At 67.3% G+C, this 16,595-nt stretch carries 12 protein-coding genes; 5 read left to right on the top strand and 7 right to left on the bottom strand.

The annotated features are described in order from the left end of the window. Positions 1 to 13 precede the first annotated feature (13 nt). Together AC07OC_RS10485 and def are read right to left on the bottom strand one after the other, a co-directional pair. Positions 14 to 484 carry a hypothetical protein gene (locus AC07OC_RS10485; protein WP_370627759.1) on the bottom strand — a complete coding sequence of 157 codons (471 nt, stop codon included), beginning with the start codon at positions 482 to 484 and terminating at the stop codon, positions 14 to 16. Between the two features lie 35 nt (positions 485 to 519). Beyond that, positions 520 to 1,029, bottom strand: coding sequence for a peptide deformylase (gene def / locus AC07OC_RS10480; RefSeq protein WP_218297120.1), 510 nt, complete (start codon positions 1,027 to 1,029; stop codon positions 520 to 522). Between the two features lie 199 nt (positions 1,030 to 1,228). Between def and AC07OC_RS10475 the strand changes: the two genes are divergently transcribed. Further along, positions 1,229 to 2,446: a LysM peptidoglycan-binding domain-containing protein gene (locus AC07OC_RS10475; RefSeq protein WP_218297121.1), complete on the top strand. Its 1,218-nt coding sequence runs from the start codon at positions 1,229 to 1,231 to the stop codon at positions 2,444 to 2,446. Positions 2,447 to 2,536: 90 nt separating this feature from the next. Then, complete coding sequence (gene dprA, locus AC07OC_RS10470) at positions 2,537 to 3,721, top strand: DNA-processing protein DprA (RefSeq protein ID WP_218339504.1); 1,185 nt, start codon at positions 2,537 to 2,539, stop codon at positions 3,719 to 3,721. Between the two features lie 64 nt (positions 3,722 to 3,785). On the opposite strand, the gene AC07OC_RS10465 is transcribed toward dprA, so the two are convergent. From AC07OC_RS10465 to AC07OC_RS10445, 5 genes are all read right to left on the bottom strand, one after another. After that, the gene (locus AC07OC_RS10465; protein WP_218339424.1) at positions 3,786 to 6,161 is read right to left on the bottom strand and encodes a DUF1631 domain-containing protein; all 2,376 of its coding nucleotides are present in this window, start codon (positions 6,159 to 6,161) and stop codon (positions 3,786 to 3,788) included. Positions 6,162 to 6,178: 17 nt separating this feature from the next. Beyond that, the gene (gene secF, locus AC07OC_RS10460; protein ID WP_218297124.1) at positions 6,179 to 7,129 is read right to left on the bottom strand and encodes a protein translocase subunit SecF; all 951 of its coding nucleotides are present in this window, start codon (positions 7,127 to 7,129) and stop codon (positions 6,179 to 6,181) included. A gap of 26 nt (positions 7,130 to 7,155) precedes the next feature. Further along, the gene (gene secD / locus AC07OC_RS10455) at positions 7,156 to 9,039 is read right to left on the bottom strand and encodes a protein translocase subunit SecD (protein ID WP_218297125.1); all 1,884 of its coding nucleotides are present in this window, start codon (positions 9,037 to 9,039) and stop codon (positions 7,156 to 7,158) included. Positions 9,040 to 9,195: 156 nt separating this feature from the next. Then, entirely contained in the window at positions 9,196 to 9,531 is a 336-nt protein-coding gene (gene yajC, locus AC07OC_RS10450; protein WP_218297126.1) for a preprotein translocase subunit YajC, read from the bottom strand. A gap of 300 nt (positions 9,532 to 9,831) precedes the next feature. Then, a complete protein-coding gene (locus tag AC07OC_RS10445; RefSeq protein WP_218339425.1) occupies positions 9,832 to 13,410 on the bottom strand; it encodes an indolepyruvate ferredoxin oxidoreductase family protein in 3,579 nt (1,192 codons plus the stop codon). A 190-nt stretch (positions 13,411 to 13,600) separates the two neighbouring features. On the opposite strand from AC07OC_RS10445, the gene AC07OC_RS10440 reads away from it, so the two are divergent. The 3 genes from AC07OC_RS10440 (at position 13,601) to AC07OC_RS10430 (ending at position 16,545) form a co-directional block, all read left to right on the top strand. Further along, a complete protein-coding gene (locus AC07OC_RS10440; protein WP_218297128.1) occupies positions 13,601 to 14,086 on the top strand; it encodes an Lrp/AsnC family transcriptional regulator in 486 nt (161 codons plus the stop codon). Positions 14,087 to 14,239: 153 nt separating this feature from the next. Continuing rightward, on the top strand, positions 14,240 to 15,979 hold the full coding sequence (locus tag AC07OC_RS10435; protein WP_218339426.1) for an MFS transporter: 1,740 nt from the start codon (positions 14,240 to 14,242) through the stop codon (positions 15,977 to 15,979). Positions 15,980 to 16,101: 122 nt separating this feature from the next. Then, complete coding sequence (locus AC07OC_RS10430; protein ID WP_255590980.1) at positions 16,102 to 16,545, top strand: hypothetical protein; 444 nt, start codon at positions 16,102 to 16,104, stop codon at positions 16,543 to 16,545. Positions 16,546 to 16,595: the final 50 nt, after the last annotated feature.

Genomic DNA, 16,595 nt, shown 5'->3' with positions numbered 1-16,595 from the left:
GGTGCGCGGCAGGTCAGTCGCGCGTGTTGTCGAAGTTGGGCTGTTCGTCCGTGAACATCACGAGCCGCACCACGCCCTGGCGGTCCAGGTGGACATGGGCCAGGCGCGGGTCGGAATTCTGGCGGAAGCGGTAGGTCCAGATGTCGCCATCAAAACGCGCCACCCGTTCCACGCGCAAGGGTGCGCCGAAGGTGCGCTGCACATCGGCGAGGGTCCAGGCTCCGACGGGGATGTTCTCAAAGCGCGTCTGCGTCAGCACCTGTTCGTTGCGCACCAGCTTGCCGCTGGCGTCGAAATCCAGGTTGTAGGCCGCAAACCCCGCGGGAAGCTCGGAGTACAGCAGCCGCTCGCCGCCCGGTAGGGAGAAGGTGGCGGTGGGCGGTCCCAGCCTGGCGATGACATCGGCGCGCAGCGCGCCGGGCGTTTCACGGGCGGGTAGCGCGCAGCCCGCGAGCTGGACCACCAGCGCCGACAGCGCCAGCACTCCGCCACCCCTGAGGGTGCAGAGCGCCGGGCGGGTCACTCGCGCGCCCCCCGCTGCTGCTTGATCATCTTGGTCTTGATGCGGTTGCGCTTGAGCGGCGAGAGGTATTCCACGAACACCTTGCCCATCAGATGGTCCATCTCGTGCTGGATGCAGACTGCCAGCAGGCCATCGGCCTCGATGACGCGCGACTGTCCCTGCGCATCCAGTGCCCGCACATGCACGGCATCGAAGCGCTCCACGCCGTCATAGATACCGGGCACCGAGAGGCAGCCCTCGTCGTTGAGGTGTTTTTCCGCACTGGTCCAGACAAGTTCCGGATTGATCAGCACCAAGGGCGCGTCGCGCTCCTCGGACACGTCGATGACGACCAGCCGCTCATGCACGTCCACCTGGGTGGCGGCCAAGCCGATGCCGTGGGCGTCGTACATGGTGGCGAGCATGTCGGCCGCCAGCTTTTGGACGCGGTCATCCACCGCCTCGATGGGGCGGGCGACCTTGTGGAGCCGGGGGTCCGGGTAACAGAGAATGGGAAGGATTGCCATGGATGCTGCCGAGAGATGTCGCTATTTTCGCCACTTTTGAGGTTCGCCGCAGCGTTGCAGGCCAATAATCGTTGCCGAATCAAGGGCTTGAGCAGAGAATCTAAGAGGGTTTGTAACGTATTTGCCCGGTCGCCCGCATGCTGCTGGCACCGAGGCGCCAGTGAGGGGGCGTTTCACAATGCATGAGAAGAGGAACAACATGACGGCATTCACCAGCGTTCGGCGGACCGCCCTGGGCGCGCTCACCATGATCGCTGGCGCTTTGCTGATCGCCCCGGCCCAGGCGCAGAACCACCCCATCTCCAGCGGCCAGCGCGCGACCGCACAGCAGGTATCGGAGCGTGGCGTTCCCCTTTCGGAGCTGGCGCCCAACGCACCGGATACCTATACCGTCAAGCGCGGCGACACGCTGTGGGGCATTTCGGGCATGTACCTCAAGCGTCCCTGGCGCTGGCCCGAGCTGTGGGGCATGAACCTCCAGTCCATTCCGAACCCCCACCTGATCTACCCGGGCCAGACGCTGTATCTGGACAAGGATGGAGGCTACGCACGCCTGCGGACCACGCCCCCGGGCGTGGCGGAACCCGAGACGCAGACGGTGCGCGTGTCTCCGCGCACCCGCAGCGACAGCCTGGCCAGCACCGCGCTGCCCACCCTCAAGCCCCACCTGATCGAGCCTTTCCTCGTGGAGCCCCTGGTGGTGGATGCCCAGGTGCTGCAGCGCGCTCCCCGCATCATCGCTACCACCGAAGACCGGGTGCTGATGGCCAGTGGCGACCGGGCCTATGTGCGCGGGGATGCTTCCGCACCCGTTCGAGCCGAGGCGGGCGAGCCCCGTTTCTTCCGTGTCTTTCGCGATGCCGTGGCCATGAAGGATCCCGTGACGGGTGAAATCCTGGGGTACGAAGCGCAGTATCTGGGCAAGGCCGAGCTGGTGCGGGGAGAGTCTTTCGAGGATATCCCCAACGGCAAGGGCGGCTATATTTCCGAGTATGTGCCTGCCACGGTGGATCTGTCGGGCACCAAGGAGGAGATCCGCGCGGGGGACCGCATCCTGCCTGCGCCCGCCCGGGTCTTTACCAGCTACACACCCCGTGCGCCCCATATCGACGTCGACGCGCGGGTCGTCTCCATCTACGGTAGCTTCTCGGCGGCCTACGCCGCCCAGAACCAGGTGGTTGCGATCAACCTGGGCTCGCAGGACGGCATCGAGCCGGGCCATGTGCTGTCGTTGCTGACCAAGGGCGATCGCATCAAGGATGTGACCGGCGATGCGAAGACCATGGTCAAGCTGCCCAGTGAGAACAACGGAACCGCCATGGTGTTCCGGACCTTCGACCGGGTTTCGTATGCCCTGATCCTGGAGATTCGCAGTGGCGTGCGGGTTGGCGACCGCCTGGTGAATCCCCAGGAGTAACTGCGCGGACCTGCCGGGGCCGCGAAGCCGCCCAGGGGCGGCACGGGCCCTGGCCTGTTTTGCTGCTGTTTGCCTTCTACAACCGCCATCATGGACCGCGACGAGCTGGGAGCATGGTTGCGCCTCACCCTCTCCGCGGGGGTGGGCAATGGCGCCGCACGGCGCCTGCTGGCGCGCTTTGGCCTGCCCGAGGCGGTCTTCCAGCAATCGGAGTCTGCGCTGCAGCAATGTGTGACCTTGGCCCAGGCCAAGGCGCTGTGCGCCGTGCCCACCGAATGGGAAGCGCTGCTCGATACCACCTGGCAATGGCTGGAGAGCGCCGATCCCCAGGGGCCTGCGCGCGCGGTGGTCACGCTGGGTGACCACCGGTATCCACAGTCTCTGCTGGATACCGAAGACCCGCCGCTGCTGATGTACCTGATGGGCCCGGCCCGGCTGGTCACGCAGGCCCCGTTTCCCGTTGGCCGGTGCCTCGCGGTGGTCGGAAGCCGCAATCCCACCGCCCAAGGCGCGGACAACGCGCGGCTTTTTTCCCGGACACTGCGCGGGGCGGGCCTCACCATTGTCTCGGGGCTTGCGCTGGGGGTGGATGCTGCGGCCCATGAAGGGGCGCTGGACGTTGACACTGAAGCCGCGGCGCAGGTTGCACCTGCCACCATTGCCGTGGTGGGCACGGGGCTCGACCGTGTCTATCCGCGCAAGAACCTGGACCTCGCGCACCGCATCGCCACGCACGGGCTTCTGGTCAGCGAGTACCCCCTGGGCACGCCACCGCTGGCCGCCAATTTTCCCAAGCGCAACCGCATCATTTCCGGCCTCTCCCAGGGGACTCTGGTGGTCGAGGCGGCACTGGCCTCGGGGTCGCTGATCACTGCCCGAATGGCGGCCGAACAGGGCCGCGAAGTGTTTGCGATTCCCGGCTCCATCCACGCACCGCAATCACGGGGCTGCCATGCGCTGATACGCCAGGGGGCCAAGCTGGTGGAGTCCGCGCAGGACGTGCTGGAAGAGTTGCGCCTGCCTTCCGCCCCGGCGGTGGACAGGCAGCTCGTTGACTTCGGGTCAGCATGCAGCAACACCGACCCGGGCATCCACGGAGGGGCAGACAGCCCTGTGCTGAAGGCCCTGGGTTTTGACCCCATGGGCGTGGATGCCCTGGTGGCCCGCACCGGCATGGATGCGGCGTCGCTGCAGGTGGCGTTGCTGGAGCTGGAGCTCGAGGGCCGCGTTGCCCGTTTGCCGGGCGGCCTGTTCCAGCGGCTGGGGACCGCCTGAGGCGCCCCCTCTGGACGGTGGTGGTTCGGGCGCGCGCCGCTTCGTTCGGTGCGCCCGGGCCTGGTCAGTCCAGAAGCCGCTCGGGGTTGGCGTCCAGCTTGGCCAGCGCATCGCGCGTGGCGCGCAAGGTCAGGCCCTCTTCTTCCTGGGCCACGAGCAAGCCGGCCTGCAGATAGGCTGCGAGCCTTCGCAACTGGATCAGGTAGCTGCTGCCGTCGACAGCGGCGAACAAATGCAGCTGCTTGCGCTGGCTTTGCCAAGCATATTGCACCTGGGCCGATGCCCCGTTGTGGTCCAGCGTGTACCAGGTGCCAGGCTGCAGTTCCTGGGCCCAGGCGACCATGTCGTCCTGAACGGGCGCGCCGTTGTCGGCGACCACATGGATGGAGGAGGCATCGATGCCCAGCATCATCTCGATGTTGTCGGCGTTGAGCGGCATGTCGCCCAGCGTCGCGTCGTTGATGAAATCCTCAAGGTTGGCCAGGCGCTTGGCCATGGCGTCGATGTGTGCCTGCGGAATGGATGCCGTCTTGGACAGGAAGGCGTCGGCCAGCGTGTCGGTGAGGACCTTGATCTGCGCATCCTGCGCCGGGCCGTTCACCCCCATCAGGGCCAATCCCTGGCGCAGGCGCTGCAGCAGGCCCGGAAGATTCTGGATGACCTGCGCGCGGTCGCTGCGGTTGGGCTTGGCGCTGGCCGCCCAGACCAGGTCCGCGGCCGTGCGCTTGAGCGATACGGTGTCTGCGTGCTGCGGGCCGTCGCGCACGGCCGACAGGGCCAGCACCTCGGCCCAGGTCTTGAAGAGAAACTCGCGGATCTCGTCGCGCACCGGCATGTCGCGCAGCATCGTGCGCAGCTCGATGGTGTACTGGATCGCGAGGGTTTCTTTCTGCTCGACCTGCTGGGCCACCGTGACCAGGCGCGAGGTGGCCTGCTTTTCGGTGAGGAACTTGGACAGGAATTTCTCGAACTCGTCGTAGACCAGCTGGAACACACGCCGGCCGGTCTCGGGGTACTGCTCGATCACCTGGACCACGCGGCGGATTTCTGCCTCCAGCGCGCTGCCATTGATGCTGGTGGCATCAAAGCCCATCACGCAGGCCCCCATGCGGTCGATCAACTGGCGCGCGGGGTGGTTGAGGTTGCTGAAGAACTCTGGCTCGGCCAGCGCCACGCGCAGCACGGGCACCTGAAGCCGGGCAAACCAGACACGCACGGCCGGCGGGATGCGGTCCTCGGCCAGGATGCTCTGGAACATCAGGGCCACCACTTCGATGATGGCTTTTTCCCCGGCGGTGGAGGCCTTCTTCTTGAGCTCGGTCGAGCGTTCGCGCACCGCGCCCGCCAACTGCACCACGGCCGCGGGACTGTAGTCTTCCATCAGGGTGGCCACGCCACTGTAGTAGGTGTCGGCGTGCACGCGGTGGGCGGTGAGGGCATGGGCGAGCGCGGCCGAAGCCGGCGGGGCATTGACCATGTCGAACCCGGTCGCCGGTTGCGTCAGCAGCCTGCGCAGTTGCCCCATCACGCCCTGCGCCCGCTGGCGGGCCCGCGCCAGCGGGGTCATGCCCGTGGCAAACCCCGTGGGCAGGCCATGCCGCGGATAGCCCGCCGGCTGCCTGCCGCCGGGCAGGTGATGCTGGGGCATGGGGTGACCGCCGCCCGGCTGGGGGATGCCGCCGCCGCGCGCCGCAGCCATGGCTTCCCGCGTCTGGGCCAGCGCCTGGGACGCCAGGCCCCCGGCACCAGAGTTGCTGGCGCCACCGGCAACCGTGCCGCCCGAAGTGCGCCGCACGCGCGACTTGAGGTCGGCCTGGGGCGTGACGCCCTGCTCCACATAGAACACATTGACGGCCTGGTACTGCTTCTGGAGCAGGTTGGCCAGTTCCCGCTGCAACGGGTCCACCACGGTCTGCAGGTCGGTGCGGGGCAGGCCGGCCTCGACCCACTGCTCGACCAGCAGCAGGCACACGGCGTCGGGCCGGAGGATGTCGCTGCTGTCTAGCTCCTGCCCTTCCAGCGACTGGGTGCGCTGGCGCAAGGTGTCGAACTGGTGGCTGACCTGTTCGCTGACCGTGAGGGCCATGCGGGAAGCCAGGATCTTATTTTCCACCACGTCGTCGCTCAGCAGCTCGAATTGGGGGCTCGCGCCGCCGGTGGCGAGGGCGCCGCGGGTGGTGCTGCTGTGCGGCGCCAGCGCATCGCGCCATGCCTTGCCGGTGCGTTCGGTCCAGGCGGCATGGTGCTGCTGGTACAACATCCAGGCATCCCGGTGCGCCTGCATCTGGCGCGCCGTGCCCGTCTGGGACATCAGCGTTGTCAGGAAATCCAGGACCGTCTTGTCCAGGTCCGGGAGTCCGCCGCACAGCCCCTCTACGAACCGCTGGCGCGCCTGGCGGGCCAGGCGGCGCTGTGGAACGGAAGGGGGCGTGGCTTGCATGGACCGATATTAGCGGTTCAGACGGTGGCCCCGGCATGGGGATCGTTCGGATCCCCATCCTTCTTCACGGGCTTGACAAGGTCTTCGCGCTTCACACCGAGCCACATGGCGATGGCCGCGGCCACGAACACGGAGGAGTAGATGCCGAACAGGATGCCGATGGTGAGCGCCAGGGCAAAGTAGTGCAGGCTCGGGCCGCCAAAGAAGAACATCGACAGCACCATGGCCTCGGTGGATGCGTGGGTGATGATCGTGCGGCTCATCGTGCTCGTGATGGCGTGGTCGATCACCTCGTGCGTCGTCATCTTGCGGTATTTGCGGAAGGCCTCGCGGATCCGGTCGAAGATCACGACCGATTCGTTGACCGAATACCCCAGCACGGCCAGCACGGCCGCCAGCACCGACAGCGAGAACTCCCACTGGAAGAACGCGAAGAAGCCCAGGATGATCACCACGTCGTGCAGGTTGGCGATGATGGCCGCCACGCCGAACTTCCACTCGAAGCGGAAGGCCAGGTAGATCACGATGCCCACCACGACCATGGCCAGCGCCATCAAGCCGCCGTGCACCAGTTCCTCGCCCACCTGCGGGCCCACGAACTCGGTGCGCCGCAGCGTGACCTCGGGGTTGGCGGCCTTGAGCGCGCCCAGTACCTGTTCGCTTTGCTGCGCCGACGTCACGCCCTTTTGCACGGGCAGCCGGATCATCACGTCGCGGGCCGTGCCGAAGTTCTGCACCTGCACGTCGGGATAGCCCAGGCCGGAGACCGTCTCGCGGACCTTGGCCAGCTCGGCCGGCTGGCTGTAGGCCACTTCCATGACCGTGCCGCCCGTGAACTCCACCGACAGGTGCAGCCCGCGCGTGAGCAGGAAGAACACGGCCAGCGCGAACGTGATGAAGGAGATCGCGTTGAAGATCAACGCGTGCTTCATGAACGGGATGTCTTTTCGAATGCGGAAAAACTCCATGATCTTTGTTCCTTGCTTGGAGTTTCTTAGTTCGTCTTGGCCACGGCGGCATCGGCGTCCGGCTTCCAGACCTGGCCGATCGACACGCTCTTGAGCTTCTTCTGGCGGCCATACCACAGGTTCACCAGGCCGCGCGAGAAGAACACGGCCGAGAACATGCTGGTCAGGATGCCGATGCAGTGCACCACGGCAAAGCCGCGCACCGGGCCGGAGCCGAAGGCCAGCAGCGCCAGGCCCGCGATCAGCGTCGTCACGTTCGAGTCCAGGATGGTGGCCCAGGCGCGCTCGTAGCCCGCATGGATGGCCGCCTGCGGCGACATGCCGGAGCGCAGTTCCTCGCGGATGCGTTCGTTGATCAGCACGTTCGAGTCGATGGCCACGCCGATGGCCAGCGCCATGGCGGCAATGCCCGGCAAGGTCAGGGTGGCCTGGAGCATCGACAGGATGGCCACCAGCAGCAGCACGTTCACGGCCAGCGCGATGCTGGAGAACACGCCGAACAGCGTGTAGTAGAAGCACATGAAGACCGCGATGGCCGCCAGGCCCCAGACCACGCTGTGGATGCCGCGTTCGATGTTGTCTGCGCCCAGCGTCGGGCCGATGGTGAATTCCTCGATGATTTCCATCGGTGCGGCCAGCGAGCCCGCGCGCAGCAGCAGCGCGGTGTCGTTGGCTTCCGCCGTGGTCATGCGGCCGGAGATCTGCACCCGGCCGCCGCCGATTTCGCTGCGGATCACGGGGGCCGTCACCACCTCGCCCTTGCCCTTTTCAAACAGCACGATGGCCATGCGCTTGCCCACGTTCTCGCGCGTGATGTCGCGGAAGATGCGCGAGCCCTTGGCGTCCAGCGTGAGGTTAACGGTCGGCTCCTGCGTCTGGCCGTCGAAGCCGGGCTGCGCGTCGGTCAGGTTCTCGCCGGTCAGGATGACCTGCTTCTTGACGATCACGGGCTGGCCGCTGCGCTCCAGGTAGCGTTCGGAGCCGAACGGCACGGGGCCGCGGCCGGTCTCGGCGGTGCGGGCCTCGGTGCCCTCGTCCACCATGCGCACTTCCAGCGTGGCCGTGCGGCCCAGGATGTCCTTGGCCTTGGCGGTGTCCTGCACGCCGGGCAGCTGCACCACGATGCGGTCCAGGCCCTGCTGCTGGATCACGGGCTCGGCCACGCCCAGCTCATTGATCCGGTTGTGCAGCGTGACGATGTTCTGCTTGAGGGCCTGCTCCTGCACGCGGCGCGTGGCTTCGGGCTTGATGGAGGCGCGCAGCTTGAATTCGCTGCCTTCGGGCGTGCTGGCGACCTGCAGGTCGGTGAACTGGTCCGCGATCAGGTTGCGGGCCGCCGTCAGCATGGCCTCGTCGCGCACCTTGATGTCGATGTTCTGGCCTTCGCGGCTGATGCCGCCGTGGCGGATGCTCTTGTCGCGCAGCGCGGTGCGGATGTCGCCCGCATAGGACTCGGCCTTCTTGGTCAGGGCCGCCTGCATGTCCACCTGCAGCATGAAGTGCACGCCACCGCGCAAGTCCAGGCCCAGGTACATGGGGTTGGCATGCAGGGATTTGAGCCAGACGGGCGAGCGGGACACGAGGTTCAGCGCCACGATGTACGACGGATCGCTGGCATCGGGCACCAGGGCCTTCTGGATCGCGTCCTTGGCTTTGAGCTGGGTGTCGGGCGTGTCAAAGCGCGCGCGCACCGAGTTGCCCTCCAGCGCCACGAAGTCGGGCGTGACGCCCGCGGCCTTGAGCGCTTCTTCCACCCGCTGCTGCACGGCGGTGTCCACCTTGACGGTGGCCTTGGCCGACGAAACCTGCACCGCAGGCGCTTCGCCAAAGAAATTGGGCAGGGTGTACAGGACCCCCACCAGCAGCACGATCACCAGGATCGCGTACTTCCAGACCGGATAACGGTTCATGATCGCGCTCTTATCTCAGTTGTGCATGGCGCCATGCGCCGACCCCTGCCAGGGACGCCGTGGATCTGGCTCTGCCAGTCCGGGGGCGTCGTCCCCCTCCCGCGCGGCGCGGGGGCAAGGGGAAGGCGCGCAGCGCCTCAGGGGAATGTTCATTGATTACTTGACCGAACCCTTGGGCAGGACCTGAACCACGGCGCTGCGCTGCAGCTGCACTTCGACGCCGTTGGCGATCTCGATGTGCAGGAAACCTTCGGACAGGCGCGTGACCTTGCCGACGATGCCGCCGGAGGTGGCCACTTCATCACCCTTGGCGATGGCGTCGATCATGGCGCGGTGTTCCTTCTGGCGCTTCATCTGGGGGCGGATCATGACGAAGTAGAGCACCACAAACATGAGCACCAGGGGCAGCATGCCGGTCAGCGAGGACATGATGTCGGTACCACCAGCGGCTGCGGCGGGTGCGGTTTGGGCAAAAGCGGAAGAAATAAACACGGACTGGACTCCACAACGGATGGTCAAAATTCACAAAACCCGCCAGGGGCCGGCGCGAGGGCGCCTTCCAGGGCGGAACAGGGCATTGTATGCGGCCCCCTGTGCGCGGCCCAAGGGGGAAGACCCAAGCCGCTGGCGGGTGTTTGCCGCGGGCGGGCGGTGCGCCGCGATGGCGGGAAAAAATCAGATCAAAATGGCCATTGACGCCGGCCTGTCAATCATTTGATGCTCCTGACTTGATAGTAAAAAGCCCGCGCGGTGCGCGGGCTCTTCACGGCAGGGCTGCCACGGCAGCCGGCTTCACGCCGCCTGGCGCTGCGGCTGGGCGGTGGTGCCGCCGGCGCGCCACTGCGCCATCAGGCCGTCCCACTTGGGGCGTGCGGCCGACAGGTGGCGCTCCTTCACGTGGCCATAGCCCCGGATTTCCTCGGGGATGCGGGCGATCTCCACGGCCAGGGCCAGGTTGTCCGCGTTCAGGCGGGCCAGCAGCTCCTCGATGCAGGCGCGGTATTCCACGATCAGCGCGCGCTCCATGCGGCGCTCCTCGGTCTTGCCGAACACATCCAGTGCCGTGCCACGCAACCCCTTCATCTTGGCCAGCAGACCAAAGGCGCTGCGCATCCAGGGGCCGAACGGCTGCTTGACGAGTTCGCCCTTGTCGTTCTTCTTGGCCGTCATCGGAGGGGCCAGGTGGTGCACCAGCTTGTAGTCGCCTTCGAACATGTTCGCGATCTTGTCCGTGAAGGCCTTGTCGGTGTGCAGGCGCGCGACCTCGTACTCGTCCTTGTAGGCCATCAGCTTGAACAGGTAGCGGGCCACGGCCTCCGACAGGCGGGTGGTGGTGCCCAGCTTGCTTTCGGCGGCGCGCACCTTCTCTACGAAGGCCGTGTACTCGGACGCGTAGGCGGCATTCTGGTAGCCCGTGAGGAACTCCACGCGCTTGGCGATCATTTCGGCCAGCGAAGGCTTCTTGACGAACTGGATCACCTGCGCGGCCTGGAACAGTGCCTGCACCGACGCCAGGTCGTGCGCGCAGCGGCGGCCCCATTCGAAGGCGGCCTTGTTGTTGTCCACCTGCACGCCGTTCAATTCCATGGCGCGCATCAGCGATGCAAGGCTCAAAGGCACGCGGCCCTTTTGCCAGGCGTAGCCCAGCATCAGCGGGTTGGTGTAGATGCTGTCGCCCAGCAGTTGGGTGGCCACCTGCTCGGCGTCGAAGCTGCCCACGCCACCCGCGCCGACCGCCGCCGCGATGGCGCTGTCGCAGTTGGCCCCCGGGAACTGCCAGTCCGGGTTGGTCACGAAGGCCGCTGTGGGCGTGCCATGCGTGTTCAGCGCCACGAAGGTGCGGCCCGGCTGCATCACGGCCAGCGTGTACTTGTGCGCCGCCACGATGGAGTCGCAGCCGATCACCAGGTCGGCCTTGGCGGTGTCGACCTTGGTGGTGTAGATGGCCTCGGGCCGGTTGGCGATCTGGATGTGGCTCCAGGTGGCACCGCCCTTTTGCGCCAGGCCCCCGGCGTCCTGCGTGATGACGCCCTTGCCGTCCAGGTGCGCGGCCATGCCCAGCAGCGAGCCGATGGTGATCACGCCCGTGCCACCCACGCCGCCGACCACGATGCCCCAGGCCGCTTCGGCCACGGGCAGCACCGGCTCAGGGATGGCCGGCAGGCTGGCCAGGTCGCCCTTCTTTTCCTTCTTGGGCTTCTTGAGCTTGCCGCCTTCCACCGTGACGAAACTCGGGCAGAAGCCGTTCACGCACGAGTAGTCCTTGTTGCAGGTGCTCTGGTTGATGCGGCGCTTGCGGCCGAACTCTGTCTCCACAGGTTCCACGCTCAGGCAATTGGACTTGGTGGAGCAGTCGCCGCAGCCCTCGCACACCAGCTCGTTGATGACGACGGTCTTGTCGGGCGTGGCGAGGGTGCCGCGCTTCCTGCGGCGGCGCTTTTCGGTGGCGCAGGTCTGGTCGTAGATGATGACCGTGCAGCCCTTGATCTCGCGGAACTGGCGCTGCAGCGTGTCGAGCTCGTCGCGGTGGTGCACCGTCACGCCCTCGGCCAGCGCCACGCCGTCGTACTTCTGCGGCTCGTCGGTCACGATGATGAGCTTGACCACGCCCTCGGACTTCAGGCTGTTCATGATCTGCAGCACCGAATGGCCTTCGGGCCGTTCGCCCACCTGCTGGCCGCCGGTCATGGCCACTGCGTCGTTGTAGAGCACCTTGTAGGTGATGCTGGTGCCCGCCGCGATGCTCTGGCGGATGGCCAGCAGCCCGCTGTGGAAGTAGGTGCCGTCGCCCAGGTTGGCGAACACATGCTGGTCGGTGGTGAACGGGGCCTGGCCCACCCAGGTCACGCCCTCGCCGCCCATCTGCGTGAAGGTCGACGTGTTGCGGTCGGGCATCCAGTTGGCCATGTAGTGGCAGCCGATGCCGGCCACGGCGCGCGAGCCTTCGGGCACGCGGGTGCTGGTGTTGTGCGGGCAGCCGCTGCAGAACCAGGGGGCGCGCTCGCCCGTGTCCACCTTGAGCTCGGCCATGCCGCGCTCGCTCGCCTCGATGATGGCGATGCGCGAATCCATGCGCGCGATGATGTCGCCGGAGACGCCCAGCTTCTTCAGGCGCTTGGCGATCGCCTTGGCGATGATGGCCGGCGTCAGGTCGGCCTTGGCGCGCAGCAGCCAGTTCTGGCTGGGGTTGGGCATGGACCATTCGCCGCCCGTGGCATCGCCCTCGGGCTCGTCGAACTTGCCCAGCACGTTGGGGCGCACGTCGGCGCGCCAGTTGTAGAGCTCTTCCTTGAGCTGGTATTCGATGACCTGGCGCTTTTCCTCCACCACCAGGATCTCCTGCAGGCCCTGGGCGAAGTCGCGCGTGATGGTGGCTTCGAGCGGCCACACCACGTTGACCTTGTGCACGCGGATGCCCAGCTGACGGCAGGTGTCATCGTCCAGGCCCAGGTCCACCAGGGCCTGGCGCGTGTCGTTGTAGGCCTTGCCGCTGGCGATGATGCCGAAGCGGTCGTTCTTGCCTTCGATCACGTTGTAGTTGAGCTTGTTGGCACGCACATAGGCCAGGGCCGCGTACCACTTGTAGTCCATGAGGCGCGCTTCCTGCTCCAGCGGCGCGTCGGGCCAGCGGATGTGCAGGCCGCCGGGCGGCATCACGAAGTCCTCGGGCATCACGATCTTCACGCGGTCGGGGTCGATGTTGATGCTGCTCGAAGACTCCACCACCTCCTGGATGGTCTTCATGCCCGACCACACGCCCGAGAAGCGGCTCATGGCGAAGGCGTGCAGGCCCATGTCCAGGATTTCCTGCACGCTGCTGGGGAAGAACACTGGCGTGCCGCAGGCCTTGAAGATGTGGTCGCTCTGGTGAGCGGCCGTGCTGCTCTTGCTGATGTGGTCGTCCCCGGCAATCGCGATCACGCCGCCGTGCTTGGCGGTGCCCGCCATGTTGGCGTGCTTGAACACGTCGGAGCAGCGGTCCACGCCCGGGCCCTTGCCGTACCAGATGCCGAAGACGCCGTCGAACTTCTTGGATTGGGGATACAGGTCGAGCTGCTGCGTGCCCCAGACGGCCGTCGCGCCGAGTTCCTCGTTCACGCCGGGCTGGAAGACGATGTTGTTGGCCGCCAGATGCTTCTTGGCCGCCCACAGCGCCTGGTCGTACGTGCCCAGGGGCGAGCCCCGGTAGCCGCTGATGAAGCCGGCGGTGTTCAGGCCGGCCACGGCGTCGCGCTGGCGCTGCAGCATGGGCAGGCGGACCAGGGCCTGCACCCCGCTCATGAACGCCCGGCCGTGGTCCAAAGAGTATTTGTCGTCGAGGGTGACGGTTTCGAGGGCCTTGCGGATGTGCTCGGGCAGTGGGGCGTTCATGGCTATGTCTCCAATGGCTTTTTTGTGGGGCCGGGCCTTGTGGGCCCGGTCGGGGCGCAGTCCTTCCGCCCGTTTAGGGCAGCGACTCCAGTGTGCAGAGAAGTGTATGTCTGCATTGCTGATATGTCTTTGCGTTCTGTGCCGTGTTTGGGCTATTCTGAGAAAGGATCTTTCTCGGTACGGCCATTTTGTGAACACTCTCGACAAATTCGACATCGCCATCCTCAATGAGCTGCAGGCTGACGCACGCCTGACGAACGCCGAACTGGCCCAGCGCGTGGGCCTTTCGGCCGCGCCCTGCTGGCGGCGGGTGCGGGCGCTGGAGGAGCAGGGCTTCATCAAGGGCTACCGCGCCGAGATCGACCGGCACAAGATCGGCCTGGGGGTGCTGGCGTTCGTGCGGCTGGATGCCGACCGCAGCACCGGCGACCTCACGCGCGAGATGGAGGCGGCGATCGCGCGCATCCCGGAGGTGGTGGCCTGCCACTACATCAGCGGCACGGGCACCTTCGAGCTGCAGGTGGTGGCGCGCGACCTGGACAGCTTTTCGCAGTTCGCGCGCGACGTGCTGCTCAACCTGCCCAACGTGAAAGACATGCACACCAGCTTTTCGCTGGGCGAGGTCAAGGCCAGCAGCGCGCTGCCGCTCACGCACCTGGCGCGCGCCAAATCCTGATTGCTATCATTTTAATAGCTTGTGGCGCTTGCTGGGAAAGCGCCAGGTGCCCAAAAGGCATCGGGCCGCCGGCCCGGGCCATGCCCCTGCACCGGCGTCGGACGCGCCGCCGGGCGCAGCGCGGCGGCAGAACCCGTCGCACAATGCGCGGACATGCCACCTTTGCCGTCCCACGAAAGCACGCGCAGCGTTGCGCCCCCGCCCCCTCCTGAACTGAGCCCGGCCCCCGAAGCGCCCGCCGACCTCGCGGCGCGTGAAGCGGCCGCGGACCGCGCGGCCCTCGCCCAGGGCACGGAAGAATCCGTGGCGGCGCGGCTCGACCACTCCGCCTCGCTCTCGCCCCTGGCGCCGCTGTCGGTGCCCGTGTTCCGCATGCTCTGGCTCACCTGGGTGGCGGCCAACACCTGCATGTGGATGAACGACGTGGCGGCCGCCTGGCTCATGACCACGCTCACCACCTCGCCCATCCTGGTGGCCCTGGTGCAGTCGGCCTCGACGCTGCCCGTGTTCCTGCTGGGCCTGCCCAGCGGTGCGCTGGCCGACATCCTGGACCGGCGGCGCTACTTCATCGCCACGCAGTTCTGGGTGGCCGCCGTGGCGCTGGTGCTGTGCGTGGCCATCATGGCGGGCGGCATGACGGCGCCGCTGCTGCTCGCGCTCACGTTCGCCAACGGCATCGGCCTGGCCATGCGCTGGCCGGTGTTCGCGGCCATCGTGCCCGAGCTGGTCAGCCGCCCGCAACTGCCCGCGGCGCTGGCGCTCAACGGCGTGGCCATGAACGCCTCGCGCATCATCGGCCCGCTGCTGGCCGGTGCCATCATCGCCAGCGCGGGCAGCGCCTGGGTGTTCGTGCTCAACGCCGTGCTGTCCGTCATCTCGGGCCTGGTCATCATGCGCTGGAAGCGCACCCACGTGCCCAGCCCGCTCGGCCGCGAGAAGCTGCCCAGCGCCATGCGCGTGGGCCTGCAGTTCGTGCGGCAGTCGCCCAGCATGCGGGCCGTGCTGTGGCGCATTTCCATCTTCTTCCTGCACGCCACCGCGCTGCTGGCCCTGCTGCCGCTGCTGGCGCGGGGCCTGGAAGGCGGCGGCGCGGGCACCTTCACGCTGCTGCTCGCGTCCATGGGCGCGGGGGCCATCACCGCCGCCATGTTCTTGCCGCGCCTGCGCCAGGCCATGGCGCGCGACGTGCTGGTGATCCGGGGCACGCTGCTGCAGGCGGCGGCCACCGGCGTGATGGCCGTGGCCCCCAACGTGTATGTGGCCGTGCCCGCGATGTTCGTGGCCGGCATGGCGTGGATCACCACGGCCAATTCACTGAGCGTGTCGGCCCAGCTGGCGCTGCCCAACTGGGTGCGTGCGCGCGGCATGTCGATCTACCAGATGGCCATCATGGGCTCCACGGCCCTGGGTGCCGCCGTGTGGGGCCAGGTGGCCACGGTGAGCGACGTGCACGCGAGTCTGGGAATCGCCGCAGGCACCGGCGTGGTGGCCATGCTGCTGGTGCAGCGCCTGGTGGCCGACCGCAGCATGGAGGAGGACCTGAGCCCCTCGCGCGCCTTCCAGGCGCCCGTGGCCGACGTGCCGCCGGGGGCGGGGCACCTCGTGGTCACGATCGAGTATTTCATCGACCCGGCCCGCGCAGCCGAATTCCGCGCCGCCATGCAGGAAAGCCGCCGCAGCCGCCTGCGCCAGGGCGCCCTGGGCTGGCAGCTGCTGCACGACATCAGCCAGCCCGCGCGGTATGTGGAGCGCATCGAGGACGAGTCGTGGACCGAGCACCTGCGGCGCTTCGACCGGGTGACGGCCTCGGACGTGGCCCTGCGCGACCGCAAGCTGGCCTTCCACGTGGGCGATGCGCCGCCGCGGGTGACGCGGTGGACGGTGGAGCCGTAGGGCGCCAGGGCCCCGGGGGCGGGCAGCCCTGCAGCGCGGGGCGCCAGGGACGATGCCTCTACCATCGCGGGATGCCTTGCAAAGGCCCGCCCCAGCCCCTGACCTTGCACGTTGACCTCCCTATGAAGTGCTTCACGCGTTCCAGCTTTCTCTCCCTTGCGCTCGCGGCCTCCTGGGCCTGCGCGGCGGCCCCCGACCCCTCCCTGCTCGGTTGCTGGCGCGCCGCCAGGATCGTGCTGACCGCCCCGGATGGCGAAAAGGCCGAAGACACCTCCGGCCGCTGCACCCTGCAATTCAAGGCGGACCAGTTCGAATCCACCTGCAAGACCACCAGCGGGACGGCCACCACCACGTACCGGTATCAGGTCGTCCGCCCCCGGGTGTATGCGGCCACCATGGCGGGCAGCACCTTCAGGACGGAGATGGTGGGCTCGACGCGCGAGTACGAGTACCGCATCGATGGCGATCAACTGCACACCGTGACCGTGCCGCCGGCCATGGCGTTCGCGGCGGCCGCTGCGGCCCAGCGGGTGGAAACCGATGCGGCGCGGGTGCCGTGCCCGTGAACGGGGCTGCCCGTCGCGGTGCGTTGGGGCACAGGGACACTTGAAGAAAA

Source organism: Acidovorax sp. GW821-FHT10E04, from assembly GCF_059415185.1.
Note: the sequence above shows the minus strand (reverse complement) of the source record. Positions and strands in the feature narration are given on the sequence as shown.

What these genes read in the sequence shown, in the direction of transcription:
- def (WP_218297120.1), bottom strand. Translation starts at nt 1,029, where the DNA reads ATGGCAATCCTTCCCATTCTCTGTTACCCGGACCCCCGGCTCCACAAG.
- AC07OC_RS10475 (WP_218297121.1), top strand. Translation starts at nt 1,229, where the DNA reads ATGACGGCATTCACCAGCGTTCGGCGGACCGCCCTGGGCGCGCTCACC.
- dprA (WP_218339504.1), top strand. Translation starts at nt 2,537, where the DNA reads ATGGACCGCGACGAGCTGGGAGCATGGTTGCGCCTCACCCTCTCCGCG.
- AC07OC_RS10465 (WP_218339424.1), bottom strand. Translation starts at nt 6,161, where the DNA reads ATGCAAGCCACGCCCCCTTCCGTTCCACAGCGCCGCCTGGCCCGCCAG.
- secF (WP_218297124.1), bottom strand. Translation starts at nt 7,129, where the DNA reads ATGGAGTTTTTCCGCATTCGAAAAGACATCCCGTTCATGAAGCACGCG.
- secD (WP_218297125.1), bottom strand. Translation starts at nt 9,039, where the DNA reads ATGAACCGTTATCCGGTCTGGAAGTACGCGATCCTGGTGATCGTGCTG.
- AC07OC_RS10445 (WP_218339425.1), bottom strand. Translation starts at nt 13,410, where the DNA reads ATGAACGCCCCACTGCCCGAGCACATCCGCAAGGCCCTCGAAACCGTC.
- AC07OC_RS10435 (WP_218339426.1), top strand. Translation starts at nt 14,240, where the DNA reads ATGCCACCTTTGCCGTCCCACGAAAGCACGCGCAGCGTTGCGCCCCCG.
- AC07OC_RS10430 (WP_255590980.1), top strand. Translation starts at nt 16,102, where the DNA reads ATGAAGTGCTTCACGCGTTCCAGCTTTCTCTCCCTTGCGCTCGCGGCC.